The sequence below is a fragment of the Streptomyces kurssanovii genome (assembly GCF_040677245.1).
Classification (GTDB): Bacteria; Actinomycetota; Actinomycetes; order Streptomycetales; family Streptomycetaceae; genus Streptomyces; species Streptomyces kurssanovii.
Genome location: NZ_JBFAQK010000049.1, coordinates 1 through 16,236, shown reverse-complemented (window position 1 = coordinate 16,236; position 16,236 = coordinate 1). Strand labels below are relative to the sequence as shown.

Sequence of the window (16,236 nt, the reverse complement as noted above, 5' to 3'; positions counted from 1 at the left end):
GGCATGCGCGCTGCCCGGCTGATCAAGATGGTCCTGCTGCTCCAGTCGCGGCCCTCCATGACCGGCGCCGAGCTCGCACGGGAGCTGGAGGTCTCGGAGCGCACGGTCACCCGCGACGCGCTCGCCCTGTCGGAAGCCGGAGTCCCGGTCTACGCGGACCGCGGCCGGGCCGGCGGGTACCGGCTGATCGGCGGGTACCGCACCCGGCTCACCGGTCTGGGGCGCGACGAGGCGGAGGCCCTGTTCCTGTCCGGGCTGCCGGGCGCGCTGCGCGACATGGGGCTCGAGGACGCGGCGTCCGCGGCACGCTTGAAGGTGTCCGCGGCGCTGCTCCCCTCACTGCGGAACGCGCCCGAATCCGCGGCCCGGCGCTTCCACCTCGACGCCCCCGGCTGGTACCAGGAGCCGAAGACCCCTGAACTGCTGCCGGTCCTCGCGGAGGCCGTGTGGGACGACCGCCGTGTACGGGCCGCGTACCGCCGCGGGGACACCGAGGTGGAACGGCGGCTGGAACCGTACGGGCTCGTGCTGAAGGCGGGCGTCTGGTACCTGTGCGCGCGGGCGGACGGCACGCTGCGGGTCTACCGCATCGACCGGTTCTCGTCGGTGGAGGCGGACGAGGAGCGGTTCGAACGGGACGAGGACTTCGATCTGGCCGCCTTCTGGCAGGAGCGGGCCGCTCAGTTCGCCCGGTCGATCCTCCGCGCGGAGGCCGTCGTCCGCGTGACCGGGGACGGCGCGCGCCGGCTGCCGTACGTGACGGACCGCGCCGCCGCCGAGGAGGCGCTGGCGGCGGCCGGTCCGCCGGACGCCCGGGGGCGGGTGACGCTGACGCTGCCCGTGGAGTCGCTGGACGTGGCGTACGGCCAACTGCTGTCCCTGGGGCCCGAGGTGGAGGTCCTCGGGCCGCCGGAGCTCCGGGACCGCTTCGCCGGGGCGGCGGCCGCGCTGCGGGACCTCTACCGGTAGTCCTCCACCGCCGGTGTGCCGCCCGCCTGTTCGGCCAGCATGTATCCCCAGACGTCCGGCCGGCTGCCGTCCGCGTCGGTCACGCCGTACTCCCTGGCCAGCCGGCCGCTGTCGAGGGACAGGCCGTTCCAGCGGGACCGCCCGGGGTCGGCGACGAGCGCCGTGACGCCTCTGGCCAGGTACACGGGCGACTCGGACAGGGCCCAGTGCTTCTGCTTGTCGACGCCGTCGCGCCAGTTCTCCTCCGTGAGGCCGAAGATGTCGAGCATCTCCTCGGAGCGGATGAAGCCCGGGGTGACGGCCACGGCGGTGCAGCCGACGCTCTTCAGCTCCTCTCCGAGGGTGAAGGCCATCCGGATGGGGCCGTTCTTGGCGAGGTCGTAGTAGAAGTTCTCCCGGAACCCCTTGTTGGTCTCCGCGGTGCCGTCGGTGACCTCCACGACCAGGCCGCCCGGCTCCCGGACCAGCAGGGGCAGCGCGATGCTGCTGGTGATGATGTGGCTCTTCACGCCCAGGTCCAGCATCCGCAGTCCGCGCTCCAGGTCGACGTCCCACATCCGGGTGTCGAAGTCGAGCAGGAAGTTTCCGCCCCAGAGGTCGTTGACGAGGACGTCCAACCGTCCGTGGTCGCGTTCGACGCGCCGGACCAGTGCTCTCACCTGCTCCGGGTCGAGGTGGTCGGTGGGCACCGCGATGCCCTCGCCGCCGGCCGCCGTGACCAGTTCGGCGGTCTCCTCGACGGTCTCCGTGGGGCGACCGACCTCGCTGACGCTGGTGCGGGTGGTCCGGCCGGTCACATACACGGTCGCGCCCGCGGCGCCCAGTTCCACGGCCATGGCACGGCCCGCGCCACGAGTGGCGCCCGCGACCAGCACGATCCTGCCGCCGAGCGGCTTGTTCTTCGTCGTCATGAGCCGACCGTCGCACGGAAACCGGACACCTTCTGTCGGGCTTGGGCCGACCGGGAGCCCCGTATTGCGAAACAGCCGCGTTTCGGCATGCTCCGCGTGCGACGGCCCCCGCCAACCACGATGCTTGTCCCGTGATGGACGAGACGGAGTTCTGGGAGATCATCGACAGCACCCGCGAGGCCGCCGAGGGCGACCCCGAGGAACACGCGGAGCTGCTCGTCGAACGGCTGCTGCAGCTCGACCCCGACTCCGTGCTGGATTTCGCACGGCACTTCGAGGCCCGCTACAACCGCGCCTACCACTGGGACCTGTGGGGCGCGGCGGCCGTCCTGCTCGACGGGGCGAGCGACGACGCCTTCGACTACTTCCGCTGCTGGCTCATCGGCCAGGGCCGGGAGATCTTCGAGAGCGCGGTGCACGAGCCGGACGCCCTGGCCGAGCTGCTGGACGATTTCGACGAGGACGTCGACGGCGACGGCGAGGAACTGGGCTACGCCGCCGACGAGGCGTACGAGCAGCTGACCGGGGCCGACGCGCCCGACCTGGGGATCCCGGTGCAGTCGGCGGAGCCGGCCGGCACGCCCTTCGACCTCGACGACGACGCGGTGCTCGCCGAGCGCTTCCCGCGGTTGTGGGAGCGGTTCGGCAGCGGCTGACGGTCCGTGGGCCCCGGCGGGCGCGGCCTACGCCGTGAGGGCGCGGCCCATCAGCACGTCGTCCACAAAGCGGCCGTCGAGGTGGAACTCGCCGGGCAGTATCCCCTCGACCACGAAGCCCTCCGCCTCGTACAGCGCTCGCGCCGGCGCGTTGTGGGCGAGCACCCGCAGGGTGATGCGCACGGCTCCCTGCCGCCGGGCCTCGTCGCACGCCGCCCGCAGCAGCGCCCGCCCGACACCGCGGCCGCGGGCCCGCCCGTCCACGGCGAGGCCCTGGATCTGGCGGACGTGCCGGTTGCAGGCGAGCGGGGTCGGCGGGGCCAGCCGGATGTAGCCGAGGATCGCCCCATGACCGTCCTCGGCGACGAGGAACTGCTCCGGGCGGTGGTTGGCGTCGAAGAACGAGTCGTACGGCGGCTGCGGCCGGGGGGTCACGGCATGCAGCGGCGACCAGGCGGCGCGGTCCAGCTCCCCCAGCTCCGCGTCGTCGTCAGGTCGTGCGGGGCGTATGTGCGACTCGGGCATGGGGCCACTGTGCCATGTCGGACCACCGGGGCAGGATGGGCCCATGCAGAGAACCCGAATTGCCGTCACCGGCGCCTCCGGGCTCATCGGCGGGGCACTGGTGAGGTCCTTGCGCGCGGACGGGCACGAGGTGGTGCGTCTGGTGCGGCGTCCGGCGAGCGCCGGGGACGAGGTCCACTGGGATCCCGCTCGGCAGTACGTGGACGTGGCCGGCCTGGTCGGCTGCCAGGCCGTGGTGCACCTCGCGGGGGCCGGGGTGGGCGACCACCGCTGGACGGACGCCTACCGCAAGGAGATCCGCGACAGCCGTGTCCTCGGCACGGCGGCGATCGCGGAGGCCGTGGCCTCCCTGGACGTGCCGCCGCGGGTACTGGTGAGCGGCAGCGCGGTCGGCTACTACGGCGACACGGGTGGCCGTCCCGTGGACGAGGGCGCGCCGCCCGGGGAGGGGTTCCTGCCCGGTGTGTGCGTGGAGTGGGAGGAGGCCACGGCCCCGGCGCAGGAGGCGGGTGTGCGAACGGCCCTGGCGCGTACGGGACTTGTGGTGGCGCGGCACGGGGGTGCCTGGGGCCGGATGTTCCCGCTCTTCAAGGCGGGGCTGGGCGGACGGCTGGGTGGGGGCCGGCAGTACTGGAGCTTCATCGCGCTGCACGACGCGGTGGCGGCGCTGCGGCACATCATCGACTCCGAGTCCCTGTCCGGCCCGGTGAACCTGACGGCCCCCGAGCCGGTGACCAACCGGGAGGCGACAGCGGCGATGGGCCGGGTGCTGCGCCGTCCGACGCCGTTCGCGGTGCCGGCGCCGGCCCTGCGGGTGGTACTCGGCGGGCTGGCGGAGGACGTGCTGAACAGCGGGCGGGTGCTGCCGGGTGTCCTGCTGGGGTCGGGGTTCCCGTTCGCCTTCCCGCGCATCGACGACGCGATCCGGGCGGCGCTGCGCTAGACCGTGTCCGGCGGGCGGGGAGCGCGGTGTGCGCCCCCGCGCTCCGGTGCTCCGCGATGTGCGCTACCTCAGGCGGCCGCGTACCTCTTTAGTCTCGAACAGAACTCGGGTATTCCTCGGGCCTGTTGGGGGCATGAGCTCCCCACCAGCCGCGCCGACCTCGGGGAGGGGCACGTGCTCAGCACCGCTCATGATGCGGATGTCGTCATCGTCGGGGCCGGGATCGCCGGACTGTCGGCGGCCCACCGGCTGACCAGTGCGGGTGTCACGGTCAGCGTCCTGGAGGCCGCCCCGGTGGTGGGCGGCAGGATGGCCACCACGCAGCTCGACGGCTTCCGGCTCGACCGGACAGGCCAGTTGCTCAGTACCGCGTTCCCGGAGCTGCGCCGCACCGCGGTGCTCCAGGACGCCGACCTGCGGATGTTCTCGCCCGGTGTGCTGGTCCACAGCGGGGGCCGGCTGCAGCGGACCGGCGAGGTGGGGACCACCGGGCGGTGGGGCTCCGCCCACGCGAGGCGGGGTGCGGGACGGGCATCGCCCCACACCGCCCAGAGCGCGGGGGTCGCATTCTCCGTCGCGCGCGCCCTCGCGAGCGCCCCTCGGCCCCGCCAGCTCGACCAGGCACGGCTGGGCGCGTCCCTGGCGCGGCTCGCCGCGACACCCGTCGACCGTCTCCTCGCCCGCCCTGAACGGTCCGCCGCCGAGGCGCTGTACGGGCGCGGCCTGCCCGCACGCACGGTGGACGGCTTCCTGCGTCCGCTGCTGTCGGCGCTGCTGGGCGACCCGGAGCTGACCGGCACCTCCAGTCGTTGCGCGGACCTCGTGCTGCGCGGTTACGCGCGCGGCCGTCTGTGCGTGCCGGCGGGCGGCGCGGCGACGTTGCCGGAGCTGATGGCGGCGGGGCTGCCGTCCGGGGCCGTACGGACCGGCGTGCGGGTGACCGATGTCGCGACGACGTCCGTGACCACCGAGGAGCTCGGCGAGATCCGCTGCCGCTCCGTGCTGCTGGCGACGGGAGCGCGAGCGGCGGCCGGACTGCTGCCGGGGCTTCGGGTGCCCTCGTTCCGTCCGATGACGGTGGTGCACCACACGGCGCCCGAGTCCCCGCTCGGGGAGCCGTCGCTGGTGCTGGCGGCCGACCGGAGCGGGCCGGTGTCGCACACGGCGGTGATGAGCGAGGTCGATCCGTCGCGCGCCTCCGACGGCCGGGTGCTGATCTCCTCGACGCTGCTCGGTACACCGCCGGACGACCTGGACCGCCGGGTGCGGCGGCAGCTGGCGAATCTGTACGGCAGGGCGACGGACGACTGGGAGCTCCTCGCCGTCCACCACGACCCCGAGGCGGTGCCCGCGATGCCGGCGCCGCACGATCTGCGCCGCCCGGTGCGGGTGCTGTCCGGTCTCTACGTCTGCGGCGACCACCGCGACACGGGCACGGTGCAGGGTGCCCTGTTCTCCGGGCGGCGGGCGGCGGACGCGGTGCTGAGCGACTTCGGGATCCGGCCGGGGTGTGCGGCCACGGCGCTGACCGCGGCGGCCTGAGGCCCCACGGAGTCGCGAGAACGCCGGCGGGCGGGGCCGCCACCCCGCCCGCCGGCCGAGGTCAGCCCAGGGCGGCCACCCGGTCGCGGTAGGTCCGGACCGGTGCCGCGTCGCGATACGGCTCCAGCCGGCGTTCGAACTCGCGGACGTACTCCGTGGCCCGCACCGACCGCATCTCGGACGCCTGGAGCGCCGCCTCCGCGCCCAGCGCGCACGCCTGGTCCAGCTCGCCCAGACCGAGCCGGGCGGAGGCCAGGACGACCCGGCAGAAGAGCCGGCTGCGGGCGAACGCGGGGGCGCGCAGCTGGAGGGAGCGTTCCGCGTGCTGCACGGCGCTGCGGTACTGCCGCAGGTCGCGGTGGCAGTGGCTGAACTCGTCCGCCAGCTGTGCCTCGTCGAAGGTGCGCGCCCAGTGCGGCACGTCGTCCCCGGGCCGGGCGGCCTCCAGGGCGCGCTCCGCCCGCACGAGCGCGGCGGTGCACGCCCGCGTCTCGCCGAGCACCGCGTGCCCGCGGGCCTCCGCGCAGTGCAGCAGCGCCTGGACCGGTGGTGGGGCCGACGGCCCCACCCCCTGCTGGGCGACCCTGGTCAGCTGCACGGCCTCCCGGCCGTGTCCGAGGTAGACGGCCTGCCGGCTCATGGTGACGAGCACGTACGACCCGTACGCCCGGTCCCCCGCCGCCTGGGAGAGCCGCAGCGCCTGGACGAAGTACCGCTGGGCGAGTCCGTGGGCCGCGATGTCGTACGAGGTCCAGCCGGCCAGCCTGGTGAGGTCGGCGGCCGCGGCGAACAGGCGCCGCCCGGTCGTCTCGCCGTACGTGCCGCGCAGCATCGGCTCGGCCTCGTGCTCCAGGTAGCGCACCAGAGCCTGCCGGGCGTGGCCGCCGCCGTAGGCGTGGTCGAGGGCGCGGAAGAGTTCGCCGACGGCGCGCAGCGCCGCGATGTCACCACCGGAGACCTTCTGCCCGGGCCCCCGGTCGCCGGCGGCGCGCTGCCGTGGAACGGCCACCCTCGGTCCCTGCTGGGGCACCCGGCCTGAGCCCGGGTGCGCCTCGCCCCGGCCCACGCGCTCGTCGGCGCCGCCGATCAGCCAGTCCCGGCTGGGCACGACCAGTCCGGCCGGTGTGAAAGCGATCTTGCGAAGCTCCGCGTGGCTGCCGGAGTCCTTGCGCCACAGGCCGCTGACGATGTCCACGGCCTCCTCCGGGGTGGCGGCGAACTCCAGCCCCGCGTAGACGGGGGCGCAGGCGTCGAGCCCCAGGTCCTGGGCGGACAGCCGGCGGCCGAGTCTGCGGGTGAACACCTCCGCGATCAGCGCGGGCGTCGTTCCGCGCGGTTGCTGCCCCCGCAGCCAGCGGGTCACGGAGGTCTTGTCGTAGCGAAGGTCGAGGCCGTGCTCGAGGCCCAGCTGATCCACCCGGCGGGCGAGGCCGGCGTGGGAGAATCCGGCCTCCGCGATGAGCGCGGCGAGCTGCCGGTTGGGGGTGCGCGGGGTGGTCCGTTCCGTCATCGGTTGTGGCGTCTCCTGCCTTCCGGGCCGGGAGCAGCCCATGGGGGTACCTCCTGGGGGTCCCCCCAGGCGTAGCTCTGGGGGGAGAAGCCCTGGGGGAGGAACGGCGCGAATTTAGCGGCCATCCACAGCTGTTCCGCCACCTTCGCCCCAGATTCATCCGATCGTGTGAGGATTGACGGCTCACCGGACCGGGGAGCTGACGGTCCGCCCTGCCCGGCCGCCCGGTTCCCGCCCGCCGTACAGTGGCTGGGTCCGGTCATCACCGGGCGGAGGTTCGAGGGAGGCACAGCCGTGAGTGACCTGCGGTTCGTCCGACTGGGATTCGGCGACGAAGCCGTCGAGTACCAGGAGGCATGGCAGAAGCAGCGTGACGTCCACGCCGCCCGCTTCGCCGACGAGATCCCCGACACATGCCTGCTGCTGGAGCACCCGCCCGTCTACACCGCGGGTCGGCGCACCGAGGACAGTGAGCGGCCGCTGGACGGCACCCCCGTCGTCGACGTGGACCGCGGCGGGAAGATCACCTGGCACGGCCCCGGCCAGCTGGTGGGCTACCCGATCCTCAAGCTGCCGCGCCCCGTGGACGTCATCGCGCACGTACGCCGTCTCGAGGACGCGCTGATCCGCACCTGCGCCGAGTTCGGCGTCGGGACCAGCCGGGTCGAGGGCCGCAGCGGTGTCTGGGTGCTGGGCGACCCTGTGGAGCAGCGCCCGGCCGTCGGCGGCCTCTCGCTGGACTTCGACCCGCGGCTGACGGACGAGGAGTTCGACCCGCGGCTCAACGGCCCCGAGTACGCGCCCTCCAACGCCGGCCAGCGCCGCGAGGACCGCAAGCTCGCGGCGATCGGCATCCGTATCGCCAAGGGCGTGTCGATGCACGGCTTCGCCCTGAACGTGAACCCGGACAACACCTGGTTCGACAAGATCGTGCCGTGCGGCATCCGGGACGCGGGAGTGGCCTCGCTCGCGAACGAGCTGGGCCGCGACATCACCATCGCCGAGGTGCTGCCCGTCCTGGAGCGGCACCTGCGGGAGGTGCTGGAGAACGCGGAGCCGCGGCCCCGGGAGATCGTGCGTGACGCGGTGCCCTCGACGGCGCCCGAGGCGGAGAAGACGCCCGTCTGAGCCGGAGAACCGGCCCCGTCCCGCGGGGCCGGGCACCCCGGCCCGGAAGGCGGGCGGGAATGCGGTCCTGTGGCCACAGGTTGGCCGAACGTAAGGCCGCACTTTTAACGGGCGTACCCTGGTGTTCGCCGAAGAATCGAAGCTGTAGGGAGCCGGTCGTGTCCGCAGTCGCACCCGACGGACGCAAGATGCTGCGCCTGGAGGTCCGCAACAGCCAGACCCCCATCGAGCGCAAGCCCGAGTGGATCAAGACCCGGGCGAAGATGGGCCCCGAGTACAACCAGCTGCAGAAACTGGTCAAGAGCGAGGGGCTGCACACGGTCTGCCAGGAGGCGGGCTGTCCCAACATCTTCGAGTGCTGGGAGGACCGCGAGGCCACCTTCCTCATCGGTGGTGACCAGTGCACCCGGCGCTGCGACTTCTGCCAGATCGACACCGGCAAGCCGCAGGCCCTCGACCGTGACGAGCCGCGCCGCGTCGGCGAGTCCGTCGTCACGATGGACCTGAACTACGCCACCATCACCGGCGTCGCCCGCGACGACCTCGACGACGGCGGCGCCTGGCTGTACGCGGAGACCGTGCGCCAGATCCACGCGATGACCGCGGACCGCGAAGGCGGCCACACCAAGGTCGAGCTGCTGATCCCCGACTTCAACGCGGTGCCCGAGCAGCTGGCCGAGGTCTTCTCCTCGCGTCCCGAGGTGCTCGCTCACAACGTCGAGACCGTGCCGCGCATCTTCAAGCGGATCCGCCCCGGCTTCCGCTACGAGCGTTCGCTCGAAGTCATCACGCGTGCCCGTGAAGCGGGGCTGGTGACCAAGTCGAACCTGATCCTCGGCATGGGCGAGACCCGCGAAGAGGTCAGCGAGGCGCTCCAGCACCTGCACGACGCCGGGTGCGAGCTGATCACGATCACCCAGTACCTGCGCCCGTCGGTGCGCCACCACCCGGTGGAGCGCTGGGTGAAGCCGCACGAGTTCGTGGAGCTCAAGGAGGAGGCCGACGAGATCGGCTTCTCCGGCGTGATGTCGGGCCCGCTGGTCCGTTCCTCGTACCGGGCCGGCCGTCTGTTCCAGCAGGCGATGGAGGCCCGTGGCACCGCCACTGCCGATGTCGACGCCGCCCAGGCTGTGTGAATTCAGGCACAAGTGATTACCGGCCGGTAATGGCCGATTGGACGCGGTCCGCACCCTCCCCGCAGGTCGGGGGCGGGGTACGGGCCGCGTTCTCGTTCCCGGATCTCCACGACCCGCGAATCCGCCCTTCATCAGCGTTTGACCGGCCGGTCATGCCCTGGTAACACCAGTCAGTGACGCTCGACTCACGCACAGCTCCCACTCACCGCCGTTCACCCCGAGGGGGAATCGCCACCATGCAGGCCGTGCCGGCACGCCACGTCAGTGCCAACCCGATCCCGTCCGTCACCGGCGCACTGCGCGCCATGGAGTCCCTCATCCTCGGCGCCGGCCAGCGCACCGCCCGCCGCAACGCCTGGACCGCGGTCCTCGAGGACCGCCGCCGCGCCAAGGACCGGGTGGAGGCTCAGCACGTACTGGAGGCCGTGGCGACCCGCACGTCATAGGCCACGTAAACTTCGGGTATGGCGAGGAAGGCAAATTCAGACAGCGCTGACGCTGCTGCGAACCCGGGGCGACTGAAGCAGATCGCCCTGACGTACAAGATGACCCGGAAGGCCGACCCGAAGGTCGGTCTTGTCGTCGCGGGTGTGGGAATCGTCACCTTCGGTGTCTTCCTCGGGATCGGCTTCCTGATCGGTCACCCGGTCTATCTGGGGATCCTCGGCTTCGTGCTGGCTTTCCTGGCGATGGCGATCATCTTCGGGCGGCGTGCCGAGCGCGCGGCCTTCGGACAGATGGAAGGCCAGCCGGGGGCGGCGGCCGCGGTCCTGCAGAACGTGGGACGCGGCTGGACCACCACCCCGGCCGTGGCGATGAACCGCAACCAGGACGTGGTGCACCGGGCCGTCGGCAAGGCCGGCATCGTGCTGGTGGCCGAGGGCAACCCGAACCGGCTGAAGGCACTGCTCGCGGCCGAGAAGAAGAAGATGAACCGCATCGTCGTGGACGTCCCCGTGCACGACATCCTGGTCGGCAACGGCGAGGGCCAGGTGCCGCTGAAGAAGGTGCGCACCACGATGCTCAAGCTTCCGCGGGTGCTCACCGGCCCGCAGGTGACGGCGGCCAACGACCGGCTGCGGGCGATGGGCGACCTGATGAGCAACATGCCGCTGCCGAAGGGCCCGATGCCCAAGGGCATGCGGATGCCGCGCGGCGGAAAGATGCGCTGACGCGCTGACGCGCGCTGTACCGACACACGTGAGGCGGGGCCCGGACGACGTCCGGGCCCCGCCTCACGTCTGCGCCGGTGCCGGTCCTTGTCGGCCGGGCCTGACTGGCCTGGTGCCGGTGAACCCTGCCGACGGGGGCAGGCGGCGGGCCCAGGTCGGTGGCGCTGGTGCCCGGGGTTGCCGGTGCCGGTGCACCGTGCCGACGGGTGCCGACGGCGCTGGTGCCCGGGGTTGCCGGTGCCGGTGCACCGTGCCGACGGGTGCCGACGGCGCCGGGCCCAGGTCGGCAGCCCTGATGCCGGTGCGCGGCGCTGGTGCCGGCGGTGGCCGGGGCCTGGTGCGGCGGGGCCGGTACCCGCGGTGCGGGTACCGGCGGGACCGCCGCCCGGCCGGTACCGGTGCCCAGCGGGGCTCGTGCGCGGGTGCTGGCAGAGCCGATGCCCGCGTGCGCGGTGCCGGTGCCCAGCGGGCTCGTGCACGGGTGCCGGCGGAGCCGGTGCCCGGATACCCGGTCATGGCGGTTGCCCAGGGCCTGGTGCCAGCGGTTGCCGACGGGGCAGGTGCCCGCGTGCCTGGTACCGGTCCCTGTCGGCCAAGCCCGGCTGCCTGGTGCTGGTGCCCCCGCGTGTCTGGCGGGTGCCCGGCGGGGGCTGGTGCCCCCGTGACCGGTTCTGGCGGTTGTCCGCGGCCAGGGGCCGACGGTGACGCTGCACGAGGCGCAGTGCCGGACGGGGCTGGTGCGCGAGGGCCGGCGGGGCCGGTGCCGCTGGTCTGCCCGGCGGGTGCCTGGTGCCACCGTTGCGGATGCCCGGTGCCGGCTGCGGGCCGGCGGTGGCGGGGCGTCCCGCCCGTGGCTGCCTCACGTCGGCCGTGGCCGGTGCCTCGTGTGCCGCGGGCCCTTGCGGCTGGCGTCCGGGTGCGTGTCAGCCGGGGGGCCGTGCCTGACGTCCGGGCCGTGGCCCGAGTGAACCGGACGCAGCAGCCCGCGGACGGTTAGAGCCGCACCTGCACCGCGCGGGAGAGCCGGTCGTGAAGGCCGCGGCCGTCGCGGTCCCAGACGAGCGCGGGGATCGCGAGGCAGAGCAGCAGCGTCCGGACCACGGCCCATCCGAAGGCGAGGCGTCCGCCGTTCTCGGAGGCGACCCGCAGCCCGAGGAGGCGCTTACCCGGCGTGAAGCCGACGGTGCCCACCGTCAGGACGCCGAGGACGAGGAAGATGCCGAGGGCCCAGTTTCCGGCGGCCTGCTGGTCACCGCCCGCGAACAGTCCGTATGCGATCAGGAAACAGAGTCCCCAGTCGATGAAGAGGGCCCCGAAGCGGCGCCCGAGGGGGGCGACGGAGCCCGGGCCGTGCTCCGGCAGGCCCAGCCGCTGACCCCGGTACCCGAAGTCGACACCCATGTCCTCCGCGGCCGCGCGGGGCCCGGAAAGCCACGATCCGATTGCTTGCCTGTTGTCCACCCGTCCACGGTACTGGGCCCCGTTTCACCCTCATGCGCCCGGGGCCGTTCCCGCACTGTGACCCTCGTCCGGTTAACTTCGTCGAAACAAATGGGTCATGCTGGAGAAATCCCGTCCGCCTACGGTCGATACCAGCGTGTGCCACCGCACTGGCCGCACGGACGAGCTGCAACCCCGCCCCTCCCGGGTGGGAGTAGGAGGAGTTGGATGTTCCAGAACGCCGATGACGTCAAGAAGTTCATCGCGGACGAGGACGTCAAGTTCATCGATGTCCGGTTCTGCGACCTGCCTGGCGTGATGCAGCACTTCACGATCCCGGCAGCGGCGTTCGACCCGGCCGAGGAGCTCGCCTTCGACGGCTCGTCGATCCGCGGCTTCCAGGCGATCCACGAGTCCGACATGGCGCTGCGTGCCGACCTGTCGACGGCCCGTGTCGACCCCTTCCGCCGCGACAAGACGGTCAACATCAACTTCTTCATCCACGACCCGATCACCGGCGAGCAGTACAGCCGTGACCCGCGGAACGTGGCCAAGAAGGCCGAGGCGTACCTCGCCTCCACCGGCATCGCCGACACCGCGTACTTCGGCCCCGAGGCCGAGTTCTACGTGTTCGACAACGTGCGCTTCCAGACCTCGGCGAACGAGTCCTTCTACCACATCGACTCCGAGGCGGGCGCCTGGAACACCGGCGCCATCGAGAACAACCGTGGTTACAAGGTCCGCTACAAGGGCGGCTACTTCCCGGCCCCGCCGGTCGACCACTTCGCCGACCTGCGCGCGGAGATCTCCCTGGAGCTGGACAAGAACGGCCTCCAGGTCGAGCGCCAGCACCACGAGGTCGGCACCGCCGGCCAGGCCGAGATCAACTACAAGTTCAACACGCTGCTCGCCGCGGCCGACGACCTGATGCTCTTCAAGTACATCGTGAAGAACGTCGCCTGGCGCAACGGCAAGACCGCGACCTTCATGCCCAAGCCGATCTTCGGTGACAACGGCTCCGGCATGCACGTCCACCAGTCGCTGTGGCAGGGCGGCGCCCCGCTGTTCTACGACGAGCAGGGCTACGCGGGCCTGTCCGACACCGCCCGGTACTACATCGGCGGCATCCTCAAGCACGCCCCGTCGCTGCTGGCCTTCACCAACCCGACGGTGAACTCCTACCACCGCCTGGTCCCCGGCTTCGAGGCCCCGGTCAACCTGGTCTACTCGCAGCGCAACCGTTCCGCCGCGATGCGTATCCCGATCACGGGCTCGAACCCGAAGGCCAAGCGCGTCGAATTCCGCGCGCCGGACCCGTCGTCCAACCCGTACCTGGCGTTCTCCGCGCTGCTGCTCGCGGGCCTCGACGGCGTCAAGAACAAGATCGAGCCGGCCGAGCCGATCGACAAGGACCTCTACGAGCTGGCTCCCGAGGAGCACGCGGGCGTCCCGCAGGTCCCGACCTCCCTCCCGGCCGTGCTGGACGCCCTCGAGGCGGACAACGAGTACCTGCTCGCCGGCGGTGTCTTCACGTCCGACCTGATCGAGACGTGGATCGACTACAAGCGCACGAACGAGATCGCGCCGATCCAGCTGCGTCCGCACCCGCACGAGTTCGAGCTCTACTTCGACCTCTAAAGATCATCTCCACCGGTCGCACCGGTGGGAGAGGTCCCGGGTTTCAGGGGCCGCCGGCCGCGCTCTTCCCTCACGGGAAGGCGCGGCCGGCGGTCGTTCGCGGCCAGGTTCCGGTTCCGCGCCTGTGGCAGGAGGGTCACCCTTCCGCAACGGCGAATGACAGCCATCACCGACTTATGCACTAGTGCATAATATGGTTGCTTCTAGTGCAGGATCGGTCTAAGTTCTGGGCATGACCGCCAAGGCACCCTCCCCCGTCACGCTCACCGGCCGCCATGTGCGCCTCGAACCGCTCACGGAGGGCCATCTCCCCGATCTTTTCGCCGCCGGCGGGAAGGACGAAGAGGTCTGGCGCTGGCAGGGCGGGCCGGCCCCGCAGAGCGAGGCCGAACTCGGTGACACACTCCGCGAGCTGCTGGCAGAGGCGGAGCGGGGCAGGTACGTGCCGTTCGCCGTGATCCACCTCGGGTCCGGGCGGGCCGTCGGCTGGACCACGTTCTCGGACGTCGACGTGCGGGACGAACGCCTGGAGATCGGCTGGACCTGGTACGGGCGGGCGCACTGGCGGACCGCCGTGAACAGCGAGGCGAAGCTGCTGTTGCTGGGCCATGCCTTCGAGGAACTCGGCATGGGGCGCGTCCAGTTGAAGACCGACCACATGAACCGGCGCTCGCAGGAGGCCATCGCGCGCCTCGGGGCGCAGCGGGAGGGTGTGCTGCGGCGGCACCGGCGGCGGCCGGACGGGACGTGGCGCGACAGCGTGTACTTCTCGATGCTGGCCGACGAGTGGCCGGCCGCTAAGGAGCGGCTGGAGGCCCGCCTGTGAGCGGCGGGCCGCGGGGGCGTACGCGGCTACGATCGGGTGACATGGGGATCACCGTGCAGTCGCTGACGTACTACCCGGTCAAGGGCTGTGCCGGCACGGCCGTGGGGTCGGCTCGGGTCGGCGCCATGGGGCTGGAGCACGACCGGACGTTCATGGTCGTCGACGCCGTCGACGGGTCGTTCCGGAGTCAGCGCAGGACCCCGGCCATGGCCGCGGTCCGGCCGGAACTCCTCGACGGCGGGCGGACGATGCGGCTGAGCGCCCACGGGATCGAGAGCGTGGTCGTGGCGGTCGATCCCGAGGGGGAGCCGCGGCCGGTGAGCCTGTTCGACAAGCCGGTCGGGCACTGCCCCGACCAGGGTGAGGACGCCGCCGAGTGGTTCTCCCAGGTGCTCGGCGCCAAGTCGCGGCTGGTGCGGGTGCCCAGTGGGTTCGACCGGGACGGGTGGGGCGAGACGCCGGGCAAGGTCGCCTTCGCGGACGCCCATGCCGTCCTCGTCGTGTCCCAGGCGTCGCTGGACGGGCTGAACGCGCGGATCGTGGCCGCCGGCGGGGAGCCGGTGCCGATGGACCGCTTCCGCGCCAACATCGTGCTGGACGGGTGCGCGGAGCCCCACGACGAGGACGTCATGCGGCGGTTGGAGGCCGGCGGGGTGCGACTCGCCCACTCCGTACGGGCGTTGCGCTGCTCCGTGCCGCTGGTGGACCAGCGCACGGGACTGCGGGCCGGCCCCGAACCGGTGCGCACGCTCGCCACGTACCGACGGGAGCCCGCCTACGACAACAAGGTGAGCTTCGGCGCGAAGGCGGCCGTGGTGCGCGAGGGCACGCTGTCGGTCGGGGACCCGGTGCTGGTGGAACGGTACGGGAACGGGGCGCCGGATCCCCGGCACCCCGCCTCCTCGTGAACCGGCCGGCTCAGCGCCCGTAGCGGATCAGGGCCCTGACCATCCGGCATGTCGTGTCGGACGGGACATGGACGCCGATGCGCTCCGCCGTCGACCGGATCCGCCGGTTGTCGGCGGTCGCCGGGTGGTAGACGCCGGAGTCGAGCAGGGCGATCGCGAGGCGCATGGCCTTCAGCCGGCGGTTGTGGGACACGTACCACTCGCGCGGCTGTCCGGCCGGGAGCGGCTTCTTGCTGGGCGGGGTCAGGGGCTTCGTCGTGAGTGTGGCTACGGCCATCGGCAACCTCCTGGCGCGGTGGCGGGACCATCCCGAACTACTGTTCATTCTACCGGCGGGCACTGACAATTTCCCCTGGCCAGACGGCGTTTGAGGGGCCCACGAGCGGTACCGTGGAGCTCATGGAGATCTGGATCAACCCCGCCTGTTCCAAGTGCCGCAGCGCCGTGGACCTGCTCGACGCGGAGGGCGCCGAGTACACCGTGCGCCGCTACCTGGAGGACGTACCGACCGAGGACGAGATCCGCGCCGTCCTCGAACGTCTGGGCCTGGAGCCATGGGACATCACGCGCACGGGCGAGGCCGTCGCCAAGGAGCTGGGCATCGCCGACTGGCCCCGGGACGCCGCTTCCCGTGACCGCTGGGTCGCGGCGCTCTCGCAGCACCCGAAGCTCATCCAGCGCCCGATCATCACGGCGGACGACGGGTCCGCGGTGGTGGGACGCTCGGAGGAAGCGGTACGTGACGCGCTGGGGCGCGGCTGAGCGGTGGGCGCGACCGGATGCGGAAGGGCGCGGCCGCGCGGAGCGATCCGGCCGGCGGGTGCGTGAGCTGTTCGGCCGGTTCGGCCGCCCTGCCGCTGCCCGACCACGCCCGCATCGCGGAGGCGACGGGGCGCCGGGTGATCGAGCGGTACGGGATGACGGAGACCCTG

General features: G+C 72.4%; 17 protein-coding genes. 12 read left to right on the top strand and 5 right to left on the bottom strand.

The genetic code is table 11. The features are described 5' to 3' along the window. The first annotated feature begins 3 nt into the window (after positions 1-3). Positions 4-969, top strand: a complete 966-nt coding sequence (locus AB0K36_RS26440) for a helix-turn-helix transcriptional regulator (RefSeq protein ID WP_364599041.1) — start codon at positions 4-6, stop codon at positions 967-969. Here the strand turns inward: AB0K36_RS26440 and AB0K36_RS26435 are convergent. Next, a complete protein-coding gene (locus AB0K36_RS26435) occupies positions 960-1,880 on the bottom strand; it encodes an SDR family oxidoreductase (RefSeq protein WP_364599038.1) in 921 nt (306 codons plus the stop codon). The genes AB0K36_RS26440 and AB0K36_RS26435 overlap by 10 nt on opposite strands. Before the next feature lie 134 nt (positions 1,881-2,014). Between AB0K36_RS26435 and AB0K36_RS26430 the strand changes: the two genes are divergently transcribed. Then, the gene (locus AB0K36_RS26430; RefSeq protein ID WP_364599112.1) at positions 2,015-2,536 is read left to right on the top strand and encodes a DUF4240 domain-containing protein; all 522 of its coding nucleotides are present in this window, start codon (positions 2,015-2,017) and stop codon (positions 2,534-2,536) included. A gap of 27 nt (positions 2,537-2,563) precedes the next feature. On the opposite strand, the gene AB0K36_RS26425 is transcribed toward AB0K36_RS26430, so the two are convergent. Further along, positions 2,564-3,061, bottom strand: coding sequence for a GNAT family N-acetyltransferase (locus AB0K36_RS26425; protein WP_364599035.1), 498 nt, complete (start codon positions 3,059-3,061; stop codon positions 2,564-2,566). Positions 3,062-3,104: 43 nt separating this feature from the next. Between AB0K36_RS26425 and AB0K36_RS26420 the strand changes: the two genes are divergently transcribed. Beyond that, the gene (locus tag AB0K36_RS26420) at positions 3,105-4,004 is read left to right on the top strand and encodes a TIGR01777 family oxidoreductase (protein ID WP_364599032.1); all 900 of its coding nucleotides are present in this window, start codon (positions 3,105-3,107) and stop codon (positions 4,002-4,004) included. Between the two features lie 174 nt (positions 4,005-4,178). Continuing rightward, a complete protein-coding gene (locus tag AB0K36_RS26415; RefSeq protein ID WP_364599029.1) occupies positions 4,179-5,546 on the top strand; it encodes an NAD(P)/FAD-dependent oxidoreductase in 1,368 nt (455 codons plus the stop codon). A gap of 61 nt (positions 5,547-5,607) precedes the next feature. Here the strand turns inward: AB0K36_RS26415 and AB0K36_RS26410 are convergent, their stop codons facing one another. Further along, positions 5,608-7,056 carry an NsdA family TPR-like regulatory protein gene (locus AB0K36_RS26410; protein ID WP_364599027.1) on the bottom strand — a complete coding sequence of 483 codons (1,449 nt, stop codon included), beginning with the start codon at positions 7,054-7,056 and terminating at the stop codon, positions 5,608-5,610. Positions 7,057-7,350: 294 nt separating this feature from the next. Between AB0K36_RS26410 and lipB the strand changes: the two genes are divergently transcribed. The 4 genes from lipB to AB0K36_RS26390 all read left to right on the top strand — a co-directional run bounded on the left by lipB (position 7,351) and on the right by AB0K36_RS26390 (position 10,492). After that, entirely contained in the window at positions 7,351-8,184 is an 834-nt protein-coding gene (gene lipB, locus AB0K36_RS26405) for a lipoyl(octanoyl) transferase LipB (protein WP_364599024.1), read from the top strand. 158 nt (positions 8,185-8,342) lie between these two features. Next, on the top strand, positions 8,343-9,320 hold the full coding sequence (gene lipA / locus AB0K36_RS26400) for a lipoyl synthase (RefSeq protein WP_364599021.1): 978 nt from the start codon (positions 8,343-8,345) through the stop codon (positions 9,318-9,320). 236 nt (positions 9,321-9,556) lie between these two features. Then, the gene (locus AB0K36_RS26395) at positions 9,557-9,766 is read left to right on the top strand and encodes an SCO2195 family GlnR-regulated protein (protein ID WP_005318498.1); all 210 of its coding nucleotides are present in this window, start codon (positions 9,557-9,559) and stop codon (positions 9,764-9,766) included. A gap of 18 nt (positions 9,767-9,784) precedes the next feature. After that, on the top strand, positions 9,785-10,492 hold the full coding sequence (locus tag AB0K36_RS26390; protein WP_159692709.1) for a DUF4191 domain-containing protein: 708 nt from the start codon (positions 9,785-9,787) through the stop codon (positions 10,490-10,492). A 993-nt stretch (positions 10,493-11,485) separates the two neighbouring features. Here the strand turns inward: AB0K36_RS26390 and AB0K36_RS26385 are convergent. Next, a complete protein-coding gene (locus AB0K36_RS26385; protein WP_364599016.1) occupies positions 11,486-11,953 on the bottom strand; it encodes an RDD family protein in 468 nt (155 codons plus the stop codon). Between the two features lie 207 nt (positions 11,954-12,160). Here AB0K36_RS26385 and glnA point away from each other — a divergent pair, with 207 nt between their 5' ends. The 3 genes from glnA to AB0K36_RS26370 all read left to right on the top strand — a co-directional run bounded on the left by glnA (position 12,161) and on the right by AB0K36_RS26370 (position 15,304). Further along, positions 12,161-13,570 carry a type I glutamate--ammonia ligase gene (gene glnA / locus AB0K36_RS26380; RefSeq protein ID WP_005318493.1) on the top strand — a complete coding sequence of 470 codons (1,410 nt, stop codon included), beginning with the start codon at positions 12,161-12,163 and terminating at the stop codon, positions 13,568-13,570. Positions 13,571-13,802: 232 nt separating this feature from the next. Next, complete coding sequence (locus tag AB0K36_RS26375; protein ID WP_364599012.1) at positions 13,803-14,396, top strand: GNAT family N-acetyltransferase; 594 nt, start codon at positions 13,803-13,805, stop codon at positions 14,394-14,396. A 41-nt stretch (positions 14,397-14,437) separates the two neighbouring features. Further along, complete coding sequence (locus AB0K36_RS26370) at positions 14,438-15,304, top strand: MOSC domain-containing protein (RefSeq protein WP_364599009.1); 867 nt, start codon at positions 14,438-14,440, stop codon at positions 15,302-15,304. A gap of 10 nt (positions 15,305-15,314) precedes the next feature. Here the strand turns inward: AB0K36_RS26370 and AB0K36_RS26365 are convergent, their stop codons facing one another. Next, positions 15,315-15,581, bottom strand: a complete 267-nt coding sequence (locus AB0K36_RS26365; protein WP_159692699.1) for a hypothetical protein — start codon at positions 15,579-15,581, stop codon at positions 15,315-15,317. A 122-nt stretch (positions 15,582-15,703) separates the two neighbouring features. Here AB0K36_RS26365 and AB0K36_RS26360 point away from each other — a divergent pair, with 122 nt between their 5' ends. Beyond that, positions 15,704-16,066 (top strand): arsenate reductase family protein, encoded by a 363-nt coding sequence (locus tag AB0K36_RS26360; protein WP_364599006.1) that lies wholly within the window; start codon positions 15,704-15,706, stop codon positions 16,064-16,066. The last annotated feature ends 170 nt before the right edge of the window (positions 16,067-16,236 follow it).

Excerpts from the sequence above, each read along its gene's own strand:
- AB0K36_RS26425 (WP_364599035.1), bottom strand. The coding sequence starts at position 3,061 with ATGCCCGAGTCGCACATACGCCCCGCACGACCTGACGACGACGCGGAG.
- AB0K36_RS26430 (WP_364599112.1), top strand. The coding sequence starts at position 2,015 with ATGGACGAGACGGAGTTCTGGGAGATCATCGACAGCACCCGCGAGGCC.
- AB0K36_RS26440 (WP_364599041.1), top strand. The coding sequence starts at position 4 with ATGCGCGCTGCCCGGCTGATCAAGATGGTCCTGCTGCTCCAGTCGCGG.
- AB0K36_RS26365 (WP_159692699.1), bottom strand. The coding sequence starts at position 15,581 with ATGGCCGTAGCCACACTCACGACGAAGCCCCTGACCCCGCCCAGCAAG.
- AB0K36_RS26360 (WP_364599006.1), top strand. The coding sequence starts at position 15,704 with ATGGAGATCTGGATCAACCCCGCCTGTTCCAAGTGCCGCAGCGCCGTG.
- glnA (WP_005318493.1), top strand. The coding sequence starts at position 12,161 with ATGTTCCAGAACGCCGATGACGTCAAGAAGTTCATCGCGGACGAGGAC.
- AB0K36_RS26410 (WP_364599027.1), bottom strand. The coding sequence starts at position 7,056 with ATGACGGAACGGACCACCCCGCGCACCCCCAACCGGCAGCTCGCCGCG.
- AB0K36_RS26370 (WP_364599009.1), top strand. The coding sequence starts at position 14,438 with ATGGGGATCACCGTGCAGTCGCTGACGTACTACCCGGTCAAGGGCTGT.
- AB0K36_RS26420 (WP_364599032.1), top strand. The coding sequence starts at position 3,105 with ATGCAGAGAACCCGAATTGCCGTCACCGGCGCCTCCGGGCTCATCGGC.
- AB0K36_RS26395 (WP_005318498.1), top strand. The coding sequence starts at position 9,557 with ATGCAGGCCGTGCCGGCACGCCACGTCAGTGCCAACCCGATCCCGTCC.
- AB0K36_RS26375 (WP_364599012.1), top strand. The coding sequence starts at position 13,803 with ATGACCGCCAAGGCACCCTCCCCCGTCACGCTCACCGGCCGCCATGTG.
- AB0K36_RS26390 (WP_159692709.1), top strand. The coding sequence starts at position 9,785 with ATGGCGAGGAAGGCAAATTCAGACAGCGCTGACGCTGCTGCGAACCCG.
- AB0K36_RS26435 (WP_364599038.1), bottom strand. The coding sequence starts at position 1,880 with ATGACGACGAAGAACAAGCCGCTCGGCGGCAGGATCGTGCTGGTCGCG.